The 21,027-nt window shown below is 47.5% G+C and carries 17 protein-coding genes; 15 read left to right on the forward strand and 2 right to left on the reverse strand.

What is annotated here, in order from left to right:
- The first annotated feature begins 185 nt into the window (after positions 1 to 185).
- From ACYVFD_RS03955 to ACYVFD_RS04005, 11 genes are all read left to right on the forward strand, one after another.
- Entirely contained in the window at positions 186 to 524 is a 339-nt protein-coding gene (locus ACYVFD_RS03955; RefSeq protein ID WP_461088452.1) for a PadR family transcriptional regulator, read from the forward strand.
- Complete coding sequence (locus ACYVFD_RS03960; RefSeq protein WP_461088453.1) at positions 521 to 3,259, forward strand: ABC transporter permease; 2,739 nt, start codon at positions 521 to 523, stop codon at positions 3,257 to 3,259. The genes ACYVFD_RS03955 and ACYVFD_RS03960 overlap by 4 nt, the downstream gene beginning before the upstream one ends.
- A 139-nt stretch (positions 3,260 to 3,398) precedes the next feature.
- On the forward strand, positions 3,399 to 6,044 hold the full coding sequence (locus ACYVFD_RS03965) for an ABC transporter permease (RefSeq protein ID WP_461088454.1): 2,646 nt from the start codon (positions 3,399 to 3,401) through the stop codon (positions 6,042 to 6,044).
- A 54-nt stretch (positions 6,045 to 6,098) separates the two neighbouring features.
- Entirely contained in the window at positions 6,099 to 6,785 is a 687-nt protein-coding gene (locus ACYVFD_RS03970) for a hypothetical protein (protein ID WP_461088455.1), read from the forward strand.
- Between the two features lie 65 nt (positions 6,786 to 6,850).
- Positions 6,851 to 7,717 (forward strand): ankyrin repeat domain-containing protein, encoded by an 867-nt coding sequence (locus ACYVFD_RS03975; RefSeq protein WP_461088456.1) that lies wholly within the window; start codon positions 6,851 to 6,853, stop codon positions 7,715 to 7,717.
- Between the two features lie 389 nt (positions 7,718 to 8,106).
- Positions 8,107 to 8,643 (forward strand): hypothetical protein, encoded by a 537-nt coding sequence (locus ACYVFD_RS03980; protein ID WP_461088457.1) that lies wholly within the window; start codon positions 8,107 to 8,109, stop codon positions 8,641 to 8,643.
- A 179-nt stretch (positions 8,644 to 8,822) separates the two neighbouring features.
- On the forward strand, positions 8,823 to 11,231 hold the full coding sequence (locus tag ACYVFD_RS03985; RefSeq protein WP_461088458.1) for an ABC transporter permease: 2,409 nt from the start codon (positions 8,823 to 8,825) through the stop codon (positions 11,229 to 11,231).
- A gap of 128 nt (positions 11,232 to 11,359) precedes the next feature.
- Complete coding sequence (locus ACYVFD_RS03990) at positions 11,360 to 11,725, forward strand: glyoxalase superfamily protein (protein WP_461088459.1); 366 nt, start codon at positions 11,360 to 11,362, stop codon at positions 11,723 to 11,725.
- Between the two features lie 85 nt (positions 11,726 to 11,810).
- On the forward strand, positions 11,811 to 12,557 hold the full coding sequence (locus ACYVFD_RS03995; RefSeq protein WP_461088460.1) for a GNAT family N-acetyltransferase: 747 nt from the start codon (positions 11,811 to 11,813) through the stop codon (positions 12,555 to 12,557).
- Positions 12,554 to 13,207, forward strand: coding sequence for an ankyrin repeat domain-containing protein (locus tag ACYVFD_RS04000; protein WP_461088461.1), 654 nt, complete (start codon positions 12,554 to 12,556; stop codon positions 13,205 to 13,207). The genes ACYVFD_RS03995 and ACYVFD_RS04000 overlap by 4 nt, the downstream gene beginning before the upstream one ends.
- Before the next feature lie 20 nt (positions 13,208 to 13,227).
- A complete protein-coding gene (locus ACYVFD_RS04005) occupies positions 13,228 to 14,409 on the forward strand; it encodes a serine hydrolase domain-containing protein (RefSeq protein WP_461088462.1) in 1,182 nt (393 codons plus the stop codon).
- A gap of 116 nt (positions 14,410 to 14,525) precedes the next feature.
- Here the strand turns inward: ACYVFD_RS04005 and ACYVFD_RS04010 are convergent, their stop codons facing one another.
- Together ACYVFD_RS04010 and ACYVFD_RS04015 are read right to left on the reverse strand one after the other, a co-directional pair.
- Positions 14,526 to 16,901 (reverse strand): TonB-dependent receptor, encoded by a 2,376-nt coding sequence (locus ACYVFD_RS04010; RefSeq protein WP_461088463.1) that lies wholly within the window; start codon positions 16,899 to 16,901, stop codon positions 14,526 to 14,528.
- Positions 16,902 to 17,013: 112 nt separating this feature from the next.
- A complete protein-coding gene (locus ACYVFD_RS04015) occupies positions 17,014 to 17,676 on the reverse strand; it encodes a dioxygenase family protein (protein ID WP_461088464.1) in 663 nt (220 codons plus the stop codon).
- A 289-nt stretch (positions 17,677 to 17,965) separates the two neighbouring features.
- Here ACYVFD_RS04015 and ACYVFD_RS04020 point away from each other — a divergent pair, with 289 nt between their 5' ends.
- The 4 genes from ACYVFD_RS04020 to ACYVFD_RS04035 all read left to right on the forward strand — a co-directional run bounded on the left by ACYVFD_RS04020 (position 17,966) and on the right by ACYVFD_RS04035 (position 20,998).
- Positions 17,966 to 19,033, forward strand: a complete 1,068-nt coding sequence (locus ACYVFD_RS04020; protein WP_461088465.1) for a sensor histidine kinase — start codon at positions 17,966 to 17,968, stop codon at positions 19,031 to 19,033.
- A gap of 10 nt (positions 19,034 to 19,043) precedes the next feature.
- A complete protein-coding gene (locus ACYVFD_RS04025; protein WP_461088466.1) occupies positions 19,044 to 19,517 on the forward strand; it encodes a copper resistance protein NlpE N-terminal domain-containing protein in 474 nt (157 codons plus the stop codon).
- A 136-nt stretch (positions 19,518 to 19,653) separates the two neighbouring features.
- Positions 19,654 to 20,163, forward strand: coding sequence for a hypothetical protein (locus ACYVFD_RS04030; RefSeq protein WP_461088467.1), 510 nt, complete (start codon positions 19,654 to 19,656; stop codon positions 20,161 to 20,163).
- Positions 20,164 to 20,227: 64 nt separating this feature from the next.
- Positions 20,228 to 20,998, forward strand: coding sequence for a LytR/AlgR family response regulator transcription factor (locus ACYVFD_RS04035; protein WP_461088468.1), 771 nt, complete (start codon positions 20,228 to 20,230; stop codon positions 20,996 to 20,998).
- Positions 20,999 to 21,027: the final 29 nt, after the last annotated feature.

The raw sequence follows: 21,027 nt of genomic DNA on the forward strand, positions 1-21,027 counted from the left end.
GGCTACTCAAGTAGGTTCCTTTATTTCAGAGTTAAATCGCGTCCGATGAGGGACACCGATTGTCCGTTAATGGACAGTAATTTACTTGATATTTTGCAAAACAGGCCGTTTCTGATTTGAAATGGCCTGTTTTGTTTATTGGCAATAGATTTGTACGATAAAATATAAACTAATAACCTAAATCCATGCGCCGAACCTATTTAGGTGAATTTGAAGAAATCGTCTTGTTGATGGTGGCCATTCTTGATGGAGAAGGCTATGGCGTTACGGTGAGCCAGGCACTGGAAGAACATACCGGGCGAATCGTCACCTTCGGCACTGTTCATAACACGCTGATTCGATTGGAAGAAAAAGGGTTTGTGTCGTCGTATCTGGGTGGGGCAACTACGGAAAGGGGCGGTCGACGCAAGCGATTGTTTCGGGTTACGGCTCTGGGTAGCCGGGCGCTTCAGGAAATTCAGCAACTGCGGCAGGAACTCTGGCAAATGCTGCCGCCAAGCACCCTTCGACTGAGTGGTCTATGAACCCGATGCCTCAGCCGAATCGCCGGACCCGGTCGCCGGATCGTCCTCCTCGTTGGGCCCACTGGCTGTTGACCAAACTGCATCCAGAAAACACGCTCGAAGAAGTCGAGGGTGATCTGGATGAACTATACGATTACTGGTACCATCGGGCGGGGAAAACACAGGCCACCCTGCGCTATGTGCTCAATGTGGTGTCGGTACTGCCGCCTTTTGTCCGCCCACGGCACCAAGTGAAACAACAATATGAACAACCATCCAGCCTGCATCCAAACATGCTACGTAACCATTTAACGATCGCCATCCGTACGCTCAAACGGAACAAACTCTACACCGCTCTCAATATGGCGGGGCTTACGTTTGGCATCACCTGCTTTCTGCTGATCGGGCTGTATGTGTTTGACGAACTCACCTTCGACCAGCAGCATAGTCGCGCCGACCGAATTTATCGGGTTATTGAACATAAAAATGTAAAAGGAGAAGCAACGGTTATTGCGGCAGGAAGCTATAAACTGGCCACCGAATCCAGGAAAACCATTGGTGAAATTGACAATACAACCCGTATGATGCGCATGGGTCGTGCCAACCTGATCAATCCTGAAAACCCGGTTAATTTTCAGGAAACCGTAACGATTGCCGATGAAAATTTTTTGAAAATATTTGATTTTCCGCTGCTCTCGGGTGATAAAAATACGGCACTGAAAGAGCCAAATTCAATTATCATCAACGAAGACCTGGCCATACGGCTCTTTGGTAAGACGCAGGCAATGGGCGAAATGCTCAAGTTTAATTTTATGGATGCCCCGCTAAAAGTAACGGGCATTTTGAAAAATCATCCGCGCAATTCGAGCTTCGATTTCAATTCGGTCATGTCGGAGTCCTCTATGTATAAGGCTGAATTTTTCAAACAAACGGTGGCAAGCGATTGGGCATCGTCGGACTTTTCGATCTATGCACTTTTAAAACCCCATACGAATCCGGAAGTGGTTTCGGCCAAACTGACGAAGCTTGCCCTGACTAACGCCAAGCTGGAAGTAGGAACCCGTCTGTCGTTCAGTCTTCAGGCGCTGAATGAAATACATCTGTACTCAGAAGACATTACCGATGGAGCCAGAAACTCAAATGTGGAAGCCATAGCCCAGGGCAATCCGTTTTACCTGAAGATTTTCGCGGCCATTGCGCTTTTCGTCCTGTTTGTGGCCGGAATCAATTACATGAATTTGTCGACCGCCAGAGCTTCCAATCGCCTGAAAGAAATAGGTGTTCGAAAGTCGATTGGGGCTGAGCGGAGCAATCTGATCTATCAGTTTCTGGTTGAAGCGTTGCTGATTACGGGTATTTCATTGCTATTGGCTTTGGTTCTCGTCAATGTGATATTGCCTTCCTTCAATCATTTTGTCAATAAACAACTAACGCTTGGCTTCCGAACCGATTACCGAATATGGCTCACGGCTATCGCTTCGACCATCTTCTTTGGGCTGCTGTCGGGTAGTTATCCGGCTTTGCTACTGTCGGGGTTCAAGCCAGTTCTATTGCTGAAAGGCATGAAAATCAACCAGCGTAGTAGTCTGAGTTTACGAAAAACCCTGGTGGTCTTTCAGTTTGTAATCTCCACCGTGATGATTATTGGCACCATTGTCCTCTATCGGCAGGTACAGTTCATGAATACGACCAACCTGGGTTTCAATAAAGAGCAACTGGTGGTCATCGATGTCAACACCAGTGCGGCTCGGGAAAAGTTTAAAACGATAAAGGAGGGTATGTCGAAAATTCCGGCAGTAAAGACCGTGTCCGTAACCTCCCGCGTACCCGGTGAATGGAAAACGATTCGGACGGTTAAAATCAACAATCAGGGCATTCGCGAGGAACCTAAAATTGCCTACCTGATTGGCGCCGATAAAGACTTTCTCAAAACCTTTGAAGTTAACCTTCTGGCTGGACGAAACTTTGTCAACCCAAGCGATTCCACTTCGGTGCTCCTGAATGAAACAGCCGCACGCATACTACACATAACCGAACCGTCTGGTCAACTGGTTGAAGTTCCGGCCATGTCGTCGGGAGGGGAGTTTTCGCCTGTTTTGATTGATAATATGCCTTTCAAAGCCCGGGTCATTGGTATTGTGAAAGACTTTCATTTTCAGTCATTACGCGACAAGATTGAACCATTGGTACTGGCCTATAACCAGAATCCGATTCAGAGTATCGACTATTACACGGCTCGAATAGAGGCCAACGGTATACCCGAAACGCTGGAGAAGCTAAAAGCCGTCATGGTAAACGTCGATCAGGATGAGCCATTTGAATATCATTTTCTGGATCAGCAACTGGCGCGTTTTTACCTGGAAGATTCCCGTCGACAAACCCTATTGATCTGGGTGGCGCTAGCTTCCATTTTCATCTCCTGCCTGGGGTTGTTTGGCCTGGCTACCTATTCGGCAGAGCAACGTGTCAAAGAAATCGGTGTTCGTAAAGTACTGGGCGCTAGTGTGATGAGCCTGACGGCATTACTATCCAGAGATTTCCTGAAGCTGGTATTGATTGCCAATGGGATTGCCTTCCCGATAGCCTGGTGGGCGGTTGATACCTGGTTGCAGGAGTATGCTTACCACATAGACATCGACTGGTGGATGTTTGCCCTGGCGGGCGTTTTAGCCATTACAATTGCCTTGCTGACTGTGAGCTATCAGGCCATCAAAGCGTCATTGACGAACCCATTGACATCGTTACGATCAGAATAAACGTGTAGAGAACAGTGCGTAGATGCAACGATACTTCGCGTCTACGCACCTGATGGTTTATGGATGAACAACTAGCTGACGCATAGGAGACGCCAGGTATGGCTGTAACGGCGGACCGGTCTTTACATAAATGAAACTCATGAAACCGCCCCGCTTTGCCCATTGGCTGTTGACCAAACTGCATCCTGCGAACACACTCGAAGAGGTAGAGGGTGATCTGGATGAACTATACGATTACTGGTACCATCGGGCGGGGAAAACACGGGCCACCCTGCGCTATGTGCTCAATGTGGTGTCGGTACTGCCGCCTTTTGTCCGCCCACGGGAATCGAATGAAGAGTATTATCAAACGCCCTCAACCCTGCATCCGACTATGATCCGCAACTATTTAAAAATCGCTTTCCGAAACTTGCTGCACAATAAAGTCTATTCTGCCATCAATATTGCTGGATTGGCTATTGGTATGATCGGCTGTATTTCGATCGGGCTGTTTGTGTGGGACGAATGGAAGTTCGACAAAACGATTCCTGATGGTGAAACTATTTACCGCATGTATACGGAACGAACAAAAGACAACACAACCACAAAAGCAGCGGTTGTGGCTCCAGCTTATGCTAGTTTCCTGCAACAAAACTATCCTGAAGTTGATACCACAACCCGGATCTTGATGGCCCCAGACCGATTTTTGATGGAAATCGGAGCACAGAAAAACTATGAAGATAAAGGGTGGTTTGTGGAGCCATCGTTTTTCCAGGTCTTCGCTTTGCCCTTGGAAAAGGGGACGGTAGCAGGCATTCTGGATGTGCCAAGGTCAATTGTGCTTTCCAGCGACCTGGCAAAAAAGTATTTTAGTGGGGAGAACCCCGTAGGTAAAACCATTAAAATCAATACGGTCGATTATACCATAAAAGGCGTACTGGCACCATTGCCCGATCATTTTCATCTGGATTTTCATTTCCTGATGTCTTTCTCCAGCGCGGGTATACCGCCGAGCCGAATGGAACGGTGGACCTGGAACCAGTTTTTTACGTATGTAAAAGTGAAGCCTGGTACCGACATTGACCGTGTACAGAGCAAGTTCCAGACCTATGTAAAAACTGATATCATCAAACCCGGCGACACGGTCATGCTGCCTTTTTTTCAGCGACTTCACGATATTCATCTTGGCTCAGCTGATTTTATATTTGACAATGCCATTCGGGGAAATGAAAGTTATGTTAATGCGTTGATGATCGTTGCGCTGTTTGTGCTGGTCATTGCGTGCTTCAATTTTATCAACCTGGCTACTGCCATCTCGTTCAGAAGAGCCAGAGAAATTGGTGTACGGAAAGTGGTGGGTGCAGGACGTCGGCAACTCGTCTTCCAGTTTTTGGGCGAAACGGTTTTGGTTTCCCTGATAGCTTTGCTCATCGCGGTGGTCATTTTATTTATCGTTGTTCCGGCATTGAATCGATTCACCGACAAAGCGATAGCCTTTAATCCGTTCACCGATCCGCAGTTGGGTTTGCTGCTGTTAGGGGCAACCTTGCTGGTAGGGCTACTGGCGGGTAGTTACCCAGCATTCATCGTATCCGGTTTTCAGCCGGTAAAGGTGTTGAAAAATAGGCGGCTATCGCTGAATGGCACATCCTGGTTCCGACAGGGGCTGGTTGTTGTTCAGTTCGCACTGTCGTCTCTGCTTATTATTTCCACCCTTGTGGTGTTCCGGCAAACTCAGTATATGAACAATAAAGAACTGGGGTTCAATAAAGAACAACTGATCTATTTTCAGGCGCAGGGCGACGTAGCCGGAAAAGGGCTTGAAACGTTTAAGACTGAGCTAAGACGCTCGCCCAATGTGCTTGCTGTTACGTCCGGTTATGGCCTCCCGGGCGATCAGTTTGCCGGAGATGGGGTTACCATCCCCGGTAAGAATGCCGAAAAAGAATATTCCGTAAACATGTTTATCGGCGACCATGACTACTTAAAAACACTGGGTCTGCAACTGATTGCCGGTCGGGATTTTTCAAAAAACATGTCGACCGATGTACGGGAAGGGTTTATCATCAACGAAACGGCTGTTCGGGAGTTTGGCCTGGGTTCTCCCCAAAAAGCGTTAGGCCAGCGGATAAACTGGCATGAATGGGCACCTGCCGACACAACAGAGCCGATTAAAAAAGGAAGGATTATAGGCGTAGTTCGGGATTTTCACTACAAAAGCCTGCATGAAAAAGTGACAGCAGCGGTGATCCATATGGTGCCGCAGGAGCTATTTAAAGTGGCTGTAAAGGTTCGTGAAGCCGATATGCCTCAAACGATAGCCTATATCAATACGGTGTGGAACCGATTCTCTCCCAACTTCCCGCTGGATTATAAGTTCATGGACGAGACCTATGGGAAAATGTATAACACCGAAGAGAAACTAAGCGATTTGCTTTGGGTATTTGCTGTCCTTGCCATTACTGTCGGTTGTATGGGATTATTCGGACTGGCTGCATTCAGTGTGGAACAGCGTGTTAAAGAGATCGGAATTCGGAAAGTATTGGGAGCCAGTGTTCTTACCATAATGGCACTCCTTTCGAGGAATTTTATCGTGCTGGTTTTCCTGGCTTTCCTCATCGCTGCACCTGGAGCCTGGTGGGCTATGGGTAGTTGGCTGAACGATTTTCCGTACCGGATTTCCATCGACTGGTGGATTTTTGCTCTGGCTGGATTACTGGCGATTGGTATTGCCTTACTGACAGTCAGTTTTCATAGCATCAAAGCCGCGCTGGTGAATCCAGTGAAGAGTCTACGAGCGGAATAGGAGGTGGAGATAATTGAATATAAATTTGACTTTTGTACTGTAAAACGTAAAGACGTGAACATCAGACTTTTTCTACCCCTTGCCTTACTACTCTTGTGCCATGGTTTAAGTTCTGGACAGAATCAGGCAATGAAGCTACCCATGACCAGCACAGACGGGCTACAACCCGTTCATGTGGTGGTATCGACGGAGAACTACCTTGGCAAACCCAGCATTCGAGTGGTCGATGCGGGCAACAATACATCGGATTTGGCCTGTGCCAAAATTAGAAATCTCCGTTTCCAGAATGGAACCATCGAGCTCGAACTGGCCGGTAAGACCTTAAAGACAGCAGGTGAGTCGGCTCGGGGGTTTGTGGGTATTGCTTTTCGAATTGCTGACGATGATTCCAGGTTCGAGTGTATCTACCTGCGTCCGACCAATGGTCGGGCAGACGACCAGGTCCGGCGAAACCATTCCGTTCAGTACATCTCTCATCCCGACTTTCCCTGGGAGAGAAGCCGGAAAGAGACCCCGGAAAAATATGAAACGTATGTAGACCTGGTTGCTGGAGAATGGACGAAGGTGAAGATTGTGGTACAGGGCGATAAGGCAAAACTTTATGTACACGGAGCCGCGCAACCTACGCTGATTGTCAACGATCTGAAGCATGGGGCAGCGCAGGAAGGTGCCATTGGCCTCTGGATTGGTCCCGGTACCGATGCTCATTTCGCCAGCCTGACCGTTACCCCTGGTAATTAAATTATACAACGTAAAAAGATTATGTTGTGTCGGCCTTAGAATTGCTCATGACTAGCGAATAGGATATGAAAAATTCAGACAGTACCGATCCTGTATTCCGTGAAACTGTAGAAGCGATTGATGCGGGCGATATAACCAATTTGCACCGATTGCTGGAAAGCCACCCCGACCTCGCAGGCCAGCGCTCGGACGTTCCGGCTGAAGGCTATTTTAGCCACCCCTACCTGCTTTGGTTTATTGCCGATAATCCGATTCGAAATGGGACATTACCCGCGAATAGTGTTGATGTCGCCCGGTTACTCATTCAGGCGATACGGGAGCACGCATCCGAAAGTTTTCAGCATCAAATCGACTACACACTAGGCCTTGTTGTAACTGGTCGGATTCCACGAACGTGTGGGGTACAGCTTGACCTAATGGATGTTTTGATCAATGCCGGAGCTACACCGGGGCAGGCGCATGGTGCCTTGGCTCATGGTAATCTGGATGCCGCCCGCCATCTTATAAAACGAGGTGGCGAATTGACCCTATTAACAGCCATTTGCCTGAACCTTGGTGAGGACGCTCAACGATTAGCACACATGTCGACGGTTACAGATCGTCAAATCGCCCTGATCGGTTCAGCATTCTATGGCAAAGCCGATTGGCTTGCTTTTCTGATCAGGCTGGGGGCGAATGTGAACGGATATATCGAACCATCCAGTGGGTTTCATTCCCATGCAACGGCTTTGCATCAGGCTGTATATGCCGGATCGCTGGATGCGGTGAACGTGTTGGTTGAAGCGGGTGCCCGTCTGGATCTGGAAGACCGCATCTATCACGGAACCCCGTTAGGCTGGGCTATACATATGCAGACAGAAGATCAGGATGAAAGGGCGAAGCACACGTATGCCGAAATAGAAGCTTATTTACGCAACAGAATGGATGCATAAATACGAGCAGAAGGCATTGGGGGAAGGGTTTAGGATTAATGAATAGAAAATTCAGTATTGGCTTTACCCTATGCTCCAAGCCCTTACCCCAATGCAAAAAAGAAAGCCAGACGACGCGAGGTCACCTGGCTTTTGTTCGCTTAGTAGAACGGTAATTACTTAAAATCAGATGCCTTTCACAGCACCTCTGTCTACCAGCGACTCATGTATATATAACAAGGCGTAGCTGGTATTGTTTAAAGAAAGTTGATTTTTTTCCAGTCGCTAATCGGTTCATACCAGCTATGCCCGGATTCACGCAGCGCTTTTTACACTTCACCCAGGCTGACCTTGAGCACAGGGAGACACTGACCGTACATTCGTCGTAGGAAAATAAAACAACAACTGCGATGGATACCATACTTGCTTATATTGATCAGATTGTGTTAAGCCTGTGCTTAATCTTGACGGCATTTAATACAGTCCGACTAGTTCGTGGCGCTACCGTGCCTTTGCGGACTGTGCCTGCTGCCCTGGTCGTTTTCGGGCCAACCGCTAACGCGACTCTAATGGGGGCCGGGCATTTGTTCGAAAACAGCTATCATGCTGCCGAAAAACTCTATGCGGGCACCTATACATTTGATTTTCGGCAGTATTCGCTGTTTCTGATGGGAGGGGTACTAATATTTCTGAGCCTTTATACGCTTCGGCAACTTGCTGACTGGTTTAGTGGAATTCCGGGTAGTCAGCGAAAGGCGGTGCAGGCTACTCTGGCAATTATTGTGGTCACTGCACCTACCTTCGCGTTTACGCCGATCGGGATTCTGCCTACCTTGGTGAGTGTGATTTCATTACTGGCTCTTCCGTTCGTTAAGAAACCACGGATTGTGAGTATACCTACGCTGGCTACAGCCTCCGTTATAAGTACGAATGAACCAATAGGGTAATGCTTCTATAAGTCGTAAAAATGAAGCTGTACGGGTTGTCCTGCAATGGACATTAGCTGTCCGCCTACGGACAGGGAAACGCGATTTAACTTTATAAAAATGCCCCTGTACGTTAATCAGGCTGTTTCATAAAATCTGGTAACAGATTTGTGCGTCGATCTGGTAAAATGGTCTGACGTATGCTAAAACGCTATTTGCTCCAGCTTGGCCGAAGGCTGGTCTACGATAAAACATACTCGGTATTGAATATACTCGGGTTAGCTGCCGGGCTGACCTGCTTTGCCTTTATTGCACGTTGGGTCCAGAACGAACTCAGCTACGATACGTTCAACCAAAACTATGATCGAATTGTCCGTTTAACTACGACTGAAAAGACCGAAACGGGTCTATCGGAATCGGCTCGGACGGCTGCGCCAATGGCTAAGGCACTTCAGCAGGATTATGCCGAAATTGAAAATACGGTTCGGCTGGAGCGCCGGGAAGAAATTGTGCAGCATGATAACAAGCAAACGCTTCAAGCCGGTATTATCCTGACAGACCCGTCGTTTTTCGACGTATTTAGTTATACGTTAGTCCGGGGCAATGCAGCTACCGCCTTGACGGAACCGTATTCGGTGATTCTGACTGAATCGACGGCCAGAAAGTATTTCGGCAAGGCCGACCCGATGGGGCAATCCTTGCTGATTTTCATGTACGACAGCACAGGCCAGGGAGCCAATTATAAAGTAACCGGCATTACTCCCGACCCACCTGAGAATGCCCATTTTACGTTTTCACTAATTGGGTCGTTTAAGACCATTGAGGCTGTCCGCCCTGAAGTATTGACCGCCGAGGGGTGGGGAATGAATCGATACTACACCTACCTGTTGCTAAAGCCGGGTGTTGATGTGCCAACATTTTCTGCAAAAATCGCTCAGTTCTATTCCCGATATATTGGCGCTCAATTGGCAGCTCGGTGGAATAAATACGTTTTTCAGCTTCAGCGACTGAGCGAGATTCATCTTCATTCGCATCTGGAAAACGAGATTGCAACGAACGGCAACATCAGTCAGGTCTATATTTTTTCAACCATAGGCCTTTTTATTTTACTGTTGGCCGGTATTAATTATACAAATCTGGCTACGGTCCGTGCTATTGGCAGGGCTAAGGAAGTTGGCGTGAGGAAAGTGGTTGGAGCGGTTAAAACTCAGCTTATTGGGCAGTATTTAGGCGAATCGGTCGGGATAGCAGTTATTTCCCTATTGCTGGCGTTGCTGGCTTCTACATTTATCCAGCCATTTTTTAATCAACTTACGGGCAAAAACCTGTCACTTGTAGCGTCGCTTCAGTTGATCGTAATGCTTTTCGGTGTTACGATTTTCCTGGGGCTACTTTCAGGTGTTTACCCTGCTTTTGTATTGTCGGCCCTCAGACCGGTCAGTGTATTGAAGGGGGCGTTCAAATCAGGAGCTAAAGGTGTTGTGCTGCGTAAATCGCTGGTCATATCCCAGTTTGTCATTACGCTGTTGCTGATCACCAGTATTGTTATTATCTACGCCCAGATGACCTACGTCAAACATAAAGACCTAGGGTATTCCAAAGATGCGTTAGTGTTTTTACGACTCAACGGTAATGCCGATGTCGTGAAAGGCTACAATGCGTTTAAGCATGACCTGCTAGCTAGCCCGCTGGTTGGGGGCGTCGCTGCATCCCGGTCGGGCACAGACGCCTTTGAAGCCGGAACAATGGATCGGAAGGGAAAATCCATTCAGTTAAAGGCGGCCAGAATTCAAATTGACGCTGATTATCTGGCCGTGTATGGGCTAAAACTGATAGCAGGCCGAAATGTGATTCCGCATGCTCCTGGCGAAACGACCAAAACGATCCAGCAAGTCATTCTGAATGAGTCCGCTGTCAAAAAAATGGGCCTTTCGCGGGTCGAAGCTGCCATTGGTAAACCATTTTCGCTGGAAAACGAACCTGGGGTGGTCGTTGGCGTGGTTCGTGATTTTCATTATCGCTCGTTGCAGCATGCCATCGAGCCCCTGGCGATGGTGTTACGGGATACTTATTTTACAAAAATCACGCTGAAAATAGCTGAGAACGAAGCGCATGAAAGCCTGGCCTATGTCGAAAAGGTTTGGGCTAAACATTTCCCGGTGGCCTTATTCGATTTCGATTTTGCCGATCAGCAACTGGCAGGAGAATACCGGAACGAAGAACGGTTTGCGAATATAATTCTGACTTTTTCGATTTTGTCGTTGCTGATCGCGAGCCTGGGGCTGTATGGTCTGATTGCCTATTCGACAGCGCAGAAAACCAAGGAAATTGGCATTCGTAAAGTGCTGGGTGCTTCGGTAAATAACGTTTTACTACTGTTGTCCAGCGACTTTTTACTGTTGATACTGCTGGCCTGCCTGATTGCCATGCCAATGGCCTGGTATCTGATGACCCAATGGCTACAGAGTTTTGCCTACAAAATAACCATCGACTGGTGGATGTTTACCCTATCTGGATTGCTGGTATTCGTCGTCGCCTTAGTAACGGTTAGTTACCAAACCCTGAAAGCCGCGCTAATGAATCCGGTAAAGAGTTTGCGCAGTGAGTAATGGAACCTAGCACGGTTCAGGACAGGAATTGATAAAAGTGTACAGCAAAAATTTCTGAAAGGGCCTGACAACGTAAAAAGGTTACGTTGTCAGGCCCTTAGCATTGTGTGTCAATAAGAGGAAGAACCATGACACTGGAAAAAACCGTACCGATCCTGTATTCTGCCGATGTAGCACGGAGCCTGGCCTACTATATCGATGTGCTGGGCTTTAGCGAAAAATGGGAGTGGGATAATCCACCTACGTTTGGGGGAGTCGTGAAAGATGATGTCGAAATTTTCTTCTGCAAAGAAGATCAGGGGCATCCAGGAACCTGGATTTGCCTGATGGTGGATCATGTCGATGCGTATTACGACCAGATAAAAGCCAACGGAGCCACTATTTTATCGGCTCCTGCTGATGAGCCCTGGCAAATGCGGGAGATGTCTGTACAGGACCCCGATGGTCATATTCTACGCATTGGACATCGAATCGAATGTGAGCCAGACGTATAGATACAAAGCATGGCTCCACTACGGTCTTTCACTCGCCGTTATAACTCAAAACGATTTGGGGCTAAATCAGGATTAATCGACTTCCATGACTATTCAGATCGACAAAACATCAGAAGACGAAATAGTACCGTTTCGGGTGTTGTTTCTTCAGGAAGTTAACTGTCAGTTTGTATGCAACAAGTGCCACCAGTACGGCTGGGCTGATGTGTATCTGTTTAGGATCGACAACGTGAAAGTGGGCTATGGCGCAGTCTGGGGAACCGACCGGCGCGAAGATCGGGACACGATTTTTGAGTTTTATGTGCTGCCCCTTTACCGGAGGTTTGTGAATGCGATTTTTCCGGAATTCTGTTCAGTTTCTGGAGCTACGTACATCGAAAGCCAGACCAACGATGCCTTGTTAGTGGCCATGACGTATGAATACGCCCAATATATCCATGCGGAGGCTAGTCTTTTTGACGATCAATTAACCACCAGCCTTACCGTTTCGAATGTCGTTTTTCGCCAGCGTACGGCCGATGATGTAGAAGCAGACGATCAGAGCTCGTATGTGCTCGAACAAAATGGGACTATTGTGGCCAGTGGTGGATTGATGCTCAATTACAACTTGCCGTTTGCTGATATTTACATGCAGGTAAACGAGCCGTTTCGGCAACAGGGCCTGGGGAGTTTTCTGGTACAGGAACTAAAAAAAGTGGCCTATCTGATGGGACGAGTGCCAGCCGCGCGCTGCAATGTAACGAACCAGATTTCGAAGGCTACACTTCAGAAAGCTGGCTTGCGTGCCTGTGGGTTTAGATTAAAAGGAATCCTTATTAAAAACGACCAATGAACGAATCTCAACTGTCTGTGCGGACACTGATACGACACAACGAGTTGGCTAGGCTCAAGGAGTTACTTACCCAATACCCCGAGCTGGCCAACGAAGGACTTCCATATGATGAACAAAATACGACGAAAGCTCACCCGTTGCACCGAATCTGTGATGGGGTATGTGATGGCTCCTATTCCGATGACGAAGCCGTTGAACTGGCAACACTGTTTTTAGACTTTGGCGCTAACGTCGACGGGAGCGGGTTGGTCGATGGGAAGGATTCCCCCCTTACCGCTGCGGCCAGTTTACGGGCTGAGAAAGTCGGACTGTTGTACATCGACCGGGGCGCTACGAGTCAACATGCAGGTTGTTATAGGGGAACGGCTCTGCATTGGGCGGCCTGGGTGGGGCTCGATAAGCTGGTGCAACGATTAATTGAGAAAAAGGTAGCTATAAATCAGCGATGTACTGCTTTTGATGGAACACCACTCCTGTGGGCCGTGCATGGGTACGTGTTTGGGGGCGAAGCGAATCGACACCATCAGATCGACTGTGTTCGGCTCTTACTCGCTGCTGGCGCGGATAAAACTATACCGAATAAAGAAGGGGTAAAACCCATTGACATGCTGGATGCGCAGGAGTTGGAAATGAGGCAGGTATTAGTCTAACTTTATCGCTATTGGATCGTATGCGTCGACGAGAGTTTCTACTAGAGAGTAGCCGGGCTTCGCTGGTTGCTGGCCTGACTCCACTTGCCGTTTGGCGAAGCCCGAACACTAGTACTCACGAAATCAAAATCGGCAGGGATTGGCAACTACTAATTGCCAATTTGAAGAAACGAATTCCCCGATTCATGCAGGAAGCCAGGGTTCCGGGGCTTTCGATGGCGCTGGTTCAGGACGGGAAACTGTGTTGGCAGCAGGGTTTTGGGGTTAAGAAGGCTAGTTCGAAAGAGCCGGTTACAGTCGATACGGTATTTGAATGTGCGTCGATCAGCAAAACGGTCTTCGCCTATGCCATACTGAAACTCTGTGAAAAAAAAGTGATCGATCTCGATACGCCACTGACCCAATATGCAGCGAAACCATTTCTGGAAGGAGATCCCCAACTGAAATTAATTACGGCCCGGCATGTACTCTCTCATACAACAGGCTTCCCAGAGATTCGTTCGGGTGATACCCCGTTGAAAATCTACTTTAAACCCGGCGAAAAATTTAACTATTCGGGCGAAGGCTATTACTACCTGCAATCAGTAGTGACGCATTTACTGGGAAAGGAAGACCGGACGAACTGTTCCCAATACGAAGCAGGTATGACCGTCTGCGCTACGGATTTCGATCTGTTTATGAAACGGACGCTTCTGCAACCGTTCGGTATGAAATCCAGTGGGTATTTGTGGCGTGCTGGTTTTGAAAAACTCGCAGCCCAACCGCATGATGTGAACGGGAAAGTCCTGGTGAAACCAAAGCCGATGGCACCCGATGTGGCCCGGTATGGAGCGATGGGTGGCTTACTGACCACCTGCACTGATTACGCCAACTTTTTGATCGAGGTTCTGGCTCCCAAACCGGCTGATGCGTTTCGGTTGACAAAGGCGTATCATGATGCCATGTTGCGTCCGCAAATTAAGCTGAAGGAAGGTGAGAAAATTGATGGGGCTGATGGCTGGGCGTTGGGTTGGGCCATTCAACAGCGGAAAACAGGTGATGTTATCCTGCACTCCGGTGGTCAGTCTGGCTTTCGATCGCTGACGATGGGATCCGTAAGTCGGAAATCGGGTTTTGTCATGCTGACCAATAGCGATAATGGCGGCAGGGTTATTTTTCACCCCGAACTGGAAGCTATATTAAATCCATTGCTGGCCGGATAACGCATGAAAATCAGCTTTGCGCTACGAAGTATATCATAAAACAAGGGCTTATAGGCAATCGTGTACCCTTGGAGCGAGTTAAATTCGTCAGTCTGGCATGAGCTGCATTCAAAGGCCTAGTCTGGGTTTTCGGCTTGCCGCATCCGTGGGCTTTTGATTTCCTTTTTGCCCAGCTTATACGAAAATGTCAGTCTGATATTCTGGTTTTGATACCGATACGTGTAGTGTTGGTAGAACGAAGCGGTCGTCGTTTCTTCATCGATAAAGGTGTAACGGGTGAAGGGGGTATCCATGCGCAGGCTCAGATTGAATCGATCATTTGCTGATTTTTTGCTGACCGTCAGGCTGTAGTATTTCCAGCCAGTGCGTGAACCTTGCAGATTGATAGAAGCCACATCGAAGAAGCCGTAAACATCCAGGCTATAACCTTTGGGGAGTTTTTGGCTGTAATTGAGCACCCATTGGCGCATTAGCCCAGCGTTGGAAAGTTGCAGGACCGGACTTGTCAGGTGCACATACTGTAGTGTCCAGGTGCTCCCTAAACTGATTGTAGGAGTTGGTTTCCAGTTGAGATAAATCGATGCGCCAACGCGCTGATTATGGCCGATGTTTTGCCAGGTGGTTTCGAATACACCGTCGGGCCGAGCCGTTCGGATCGTTTCGATGCTGTTTCGGTTGTGGTTGTAAAACAGGGCAATATCAGTAAACAGCTTTGGATTATTTCGCGAATAACTGAGTTGATACCGACGGGTGATTTCTGGTTGGAGATACGGATTGCCAAACTGAATATTGAGTGAGTCGCTATTGTTGATCGTTGGGTTCAGATAGGCGTAGTAGGGACGTACCAGTTTCACCGTATACCCTAGTTTCAGCGTACTTTTTTTGTTTAGATTTCGGCTGATGAGCAGATTCGGTACAAGGTTGTGAAACGAAGGGATTGACAATTCGTTTTGCCGGAAATTAGCCTGTAATAATGTCTGCTCATACCGCACTCCAGTCATGAACTGCCACTTTTTTAGTTGGAAATTAACATTGGCATACAAGGCATACACCGAACTTTGATACGAAAATGCATTGGCTCGGGTTAGGTCGGGACGATACTGTTGCGTATCGAAATTGTAGATACCGAACTGATTGTCGCTGGTGAGGTATTTCTGGGTGAGTTTGGCTCCCGTTTCCCATTTCCAGTTCTGTCGGAATGTATGGGAATAATCGGCCTGAAGAATCAGGTCCCGATTGCGGGTCAGGCCATAGAAATCTTCGCGGTAAAATGTCTGGTCGGTGCTGGTTTGGTCGACCTCGTACTGGTTGGTGTTGTTGAGCCTGAAATACGTAGCCAGAAGTGATAATTCTTTCCGCTTATCTCGTGACATTCCCGTATACCCACTGGTAAAAACATGGCCATTACTCTGTAAGGGCGTTATAATCTGCCGATGAAAGGAGGGGAGAAGCAGGCCATTTTCGACATTGAAATTAGCTGACGTTGCCTGAGTTTCATTGGGTGTCCAGCGAAGCCGATAGCCAACGTTTATCGTATGTAGTGAATCGAGGCTATATAAAACATTGGCCCCGCCAAAAATATTGTTTCCCGTTTGATGGGTTTCAGTGTGTTGAATGACCCGAAACAGGCCTGATTCCCGGTCCAGTACACTACCATTGCGATTCCAGTAGGTTTGATAGAATCCGTCCATTTTCAGTAACCATTTGTTGGTTTTGCTCTGGACATTGCCCATCAGCTGTTCATTACGATTGCCTAATACTCCGCTAAAAGTGCCATTCGTGATGTTTTCCCGAATTTTTCGGGTAATAATGTTCACCACACCGTCGGTGCCTTCAGCGTCGTATCGTGCGGAGGGGTGCGTAATAACTTCGACTTTAACGATGCTTTCGCCCGGAATGACTTTTAAGGCATCGGCTACCGATGGAGCATAGATATCCGAGGGTTTACCATCGATAAATACCCGGATGTTGGTGCTGCCCCGCATCGAAAGTCCCCCGTTGGCATCGACCGACAGTAAGGGCACTCGACGAAGTATATCGGAGGCATTGCTGCCGGCAATCGATGGAAGACTTTCGACATTGAAATTGATCCCATCGACCCGATTTTCGATCAACGGTTTTTGTCCACGAACCGTAACGGCATTCAGGTTTCGGATGTCCTGCGTAAGTCTAACGGAATCTGTTTGTACAACCAGATGGGCAGAATCCACCGTCCAGACGGGTGTTTGGCTGGGTCGGTAACCAACGGCGCCAAAACGGAGTGAGTAAGTACCATAGAGCAAATTAGTCAATCTGAACTGACCCAGGCTGTCGCTTACCGTGCCATCGACCAGTTTGTCGCGTTGAATCAACGAAACCGTAGCAAACGGAATAGGCTTTCCCGTTAACGAATCAACCAGGGTTCCTTGTACCGATCCTGTACCCTTAACCGACTGAGCTTTCAACGGGCAAATGCTTAACAGCACCACCAGAAACAGACAGGCGTATTTCATGGCTTTTAGTGAACAAAATGTTTTGGTAGAGATAGGGCGGCAGCGAAGGCAATAGATTGCCAACCAATGCTAAGCTGGCATTGGGAACTGAGGTAGATTTATTAAACGATTGCTACTGATTTGTCGGATAATTCGGGATGTTTTTCCCGAGATAGATGTGTCGTTCGGCCTTGTACATATTGCCGACGTCTTTAAGTTTTAGGATGCCGCTACCTCCCCGGTTTTCAAGTTTTGCCCGTTTGTCGGCGGTAAGGAGCGGATCATCGTCAAACAGGTATTCGTCGATGTAATAGTCGTTGAGGCCTGGTTCTTTGATCGTGATGTGAATATGGGCTGGATCGGAATGGCCAGGGTAAGGGGCAGGTCGTAACGTGACAAACTTGTATTCGCCTTTCTCGTTGGTGCGCATCCAGCCGCGTATGGAGCCATGTCGTTTTTCCCAGCCTTTGGCACCTTCTTTTGCCACATAATGACCTGTTTCGTCGGTGTGGTAGATGTACAGAATAACGCCCGGTGCTGGTGTTTTGCCATCGGCCTTGAACACGACCCCGTTGATACCTAGCGGCTTTTTTCCGCTCCAGGTGGCATCTGGAAGTTTCGCCAGCATGTCCAGCTTCTCGACCGGAACCGGACTCTCATAAATTGCTTCGCATCCCTCGCAAGGGCCACCTACTTTTTTGTCCTGCCCAATTACCGGTAATGCCAACAGGAACAGCAGTAGTACGATAAACGCACATATAGAACGCAGATATTTATGATGATTATGATTAATCATGATTTTATCTGCGCTAATCATAATCATCATAAAAATCAGCGTTCTATTTTGAATTAATCCCGGAGTTTTCATCGCTGTCTGTAAGGTATTGGTTAGGGTATTTAGTCAATGCCGAAACAAAGCAACCGGATTAGAAAAACTTTCCCAAAAATAGTAGACCAACGACCTGAATAATAGACGAGTTCGCCATCCTGATTTCTTTCCTCTACTTTTTTGGTCGTTGGTCGATATAATTTTTAAAGTGCGTGTCTTTTGTATTCATTTACACCGGCTTACAATCGGTTTTGTTATGGATTTTCTGGATAGACGCATACGTACTCCGCTGACCAATCGCACGACTACGGTCAAATCGGCGCTGATTCATACGGGGTATTGGGTATTGATTACCGGCTTTTTTTTGTACGAGAAACGATACCTGATTTACAAAGCTGGCTTGCCCTATTTTGCTGCCTGTGTGTTTATCAGGGTAGTCCTGTTGATCGGGATAGCTTATCTGAATCTGCATTATTTTCTCCCGCGCTATCTGCTGACCGGGCGTTACTGGCGGTATTTCGGACTGGTTCTTTTATCGATTCTGAGCTATCTGCTCGTTCAGGCTTTCTACGACTACATTATTTATGGATTCGTGATTGCGCCAACTCAAAACCGCAACTGGATTGAAACATTATCGTACAATTTCTTTAGTACCCTCTGGTATCTGGCCCTGATGGTGCCGCTGAAACTAAGTATCGACTGGTACGAACAGCAGCGTTTGTTGCAGAAAATTGCGGTCGAAAAGTTACAGGCAGAAGTCAATTTTCTGCGTTCGCAGGTCAATCCACATTTCTTATTCAACATCCTGAATAATCTGTACGCCCTGACGCTCAAGAAATCGGACCTCGCTCCCGATATGGTGCTTAAACTGTCGGACATGATGGAGTATATGCTCTACGACAGCGACGATGTGAAAGTACCTCTGGAAAAAGAGATTAACTACTTGCAGAATTACATTGAACTGGAGCGAATCCGCTGTGGTGACCATTCAAAAATAGCGCTGGAGGTCAACGGCAATCCGAATGGTAAAGAAATCGCTCCTCTTTTGCTCCTGCCATTGGTCGAAAATGCCTTTAAACATGGTATTGGCAAACAGGCCGATAAAGCCTGGCTGCATGGCACACTAACCTTAAATTCAACTGCCGTAGAAATGACGGTCGAGAACAACAAACCGGTTATTCATCCGAAAAGCCAGAAAGGAGGCATCGGGCTGTCAAACTTACGCAAACGGCTGGAACTGCTTTATCCCGGTCGGTATACGCTCCAGACGGAAGACCGGTTAGATACTTTCAAAGCGGCATTATACATTTCATTGGCTGACTAATTGCAACACCATGAGAGGGCTCCTGATTACCTTGTTTACTCTGCTGGTTATTTGTTTTATACAGGCCCGGCGACCTTCGCCCGAACCGGCCGAGTTTGTGGCCAGTAGTCCCTGCGACATGATGCCGAGAACAATGTTGGGAATCCCACCGAATGCCGATTGTGAACTTATAAAGTGGAATCTGGCTCTTCAACGGGATCCACGTAATCAAGAACCTACATTTTATAAATTGACCATCACATACGGTATGTCGCAGCTCAATACAACGGGTTTTAAGAATGGAGGCAATCACCTGGAAAAGTCTGGTAACTGGGTCATTCTGAAGGATACGAATGGACGGGAGATCTACCGGCTGAATCCAGATACGCCTGAACAAGTCATCTCCTTTGCAAAATTAGACGATAGACTACTTCACTTGCTGGATTCACAGGGTAAACTGATGATAGGTCATGCGGCCTGGAGTTATACGCTAAACAGAAAATGAAAGGATTTACTGATAATAGGCAGGGAAAAGAATTAAATTATTTTTTGTCATCCCCACCCGCCTGCCGCACCGGCAGACCGGTCGGGATGACAAAATTAGCATTTGAATAAGCAAAACTAGTTTAGGTCGATTACTTATGAAAACCAGATTGTTACTGCTATTGCTAGCTTATTTTATTGGCTTCGGACATGCAATTCATGCCGAAGACCCAAGGCAGACCAATATGCCATCCAAAACGACATCCCGAACGCCCGTACCGACTGGTCCGTCTGTGGTGGGTGAGTTTCATGGACGAATTCCCTGTTCAGAAATTGCTAAAGATTGGAAAATAACGGTTTCGCCGGAGTGCTGGAAAGTCAAGTGGGCGCTCATACTTTATCAAGATCCTGTGACGCATCTGCCAACGACCTATCATTTAAAAGGCAGTTTGAACCGGTCGGCAGCGCGTGAAGGGAAATGGGCTATGATACGGGGCATTAAAAACGATCCCAACGCGATTGTGTATCAGTTGGATTCAGACAAAGCGGATGCTTCGATCTATCTGCTAAAAGGAGATGATGACATCCTGTTTATCCTGGATCAGCAGCGGAATCTGCGAGTGGGCAATGAAAACGTGAGTTATACCCTGAATCGGGTTATTAATTAGTTGTCATTAATTATCATTGATGGTCATTAATAGTCATTAGTTGCTGAGAAAAGTATTACAATCAATGACTACCAATGACCATGAAATAGTGATGGTGAATTTGCTGAAATGCGTTGTTATTGACGACGAATCACTGGCGCGGGAAGTGCTGGAAGGATACCTGAATCGGCTGGAGTATGCTGAGCTGACTCGTCAGTTCGGGCAGGTTCAGGAGGCATTTCATTATCTGGAACATCAGGAAGTCGATGTGCTGTTTCTGGACATTGAAATGCCCGGCATGAACGGTATCGATTTCCTGAAATCGCTGACGCATCCGCCCATTACCGTTTTTACAACCGCATATCGAAACTACGCCTTCGAAGGGTTTGAACTGGGCGTTATTGACTTTTTACTGAAGCCGATTGCTTACCCACGATTTGTTCAGGCTATCGAAAAAATCCGGGATTTCCTGGCCTTGAAAGATCTGAACACCCGATTTGAAAACCACCCGTCTGAATTTAATCCCGAATCGCTACCGGCAGGATCGATCGTTGTTAAAAGTGGTGTGGAGCGGATTCGGCTCAATCTCGACGAGGTGATCTATATTCAGGGATTGAAAGACTATGCTATTATTTACACAACGACTCGAAAAATAGTCACCAAAGGGTCGATCAAAGCTATGCAGGACATTTTTCCACAGGAAAGATTCCTGCGCGTACACAAGTCATTCATAGCCGCCATGGCCCATATCAGTCGAATTGAACGAAATCGGCTGATGCTGAATAGTACTCCAATCCCAATTGGCCGTAATTATAAGGAAGAGGTTGAGAAAACCCTCTTTGATCGCCCACGCTAACCACTCGTAAGCGTAAAAAAGCGTTCTTG

The organism is Spirosoma gilvum (genome assembly GCF_054776815.1).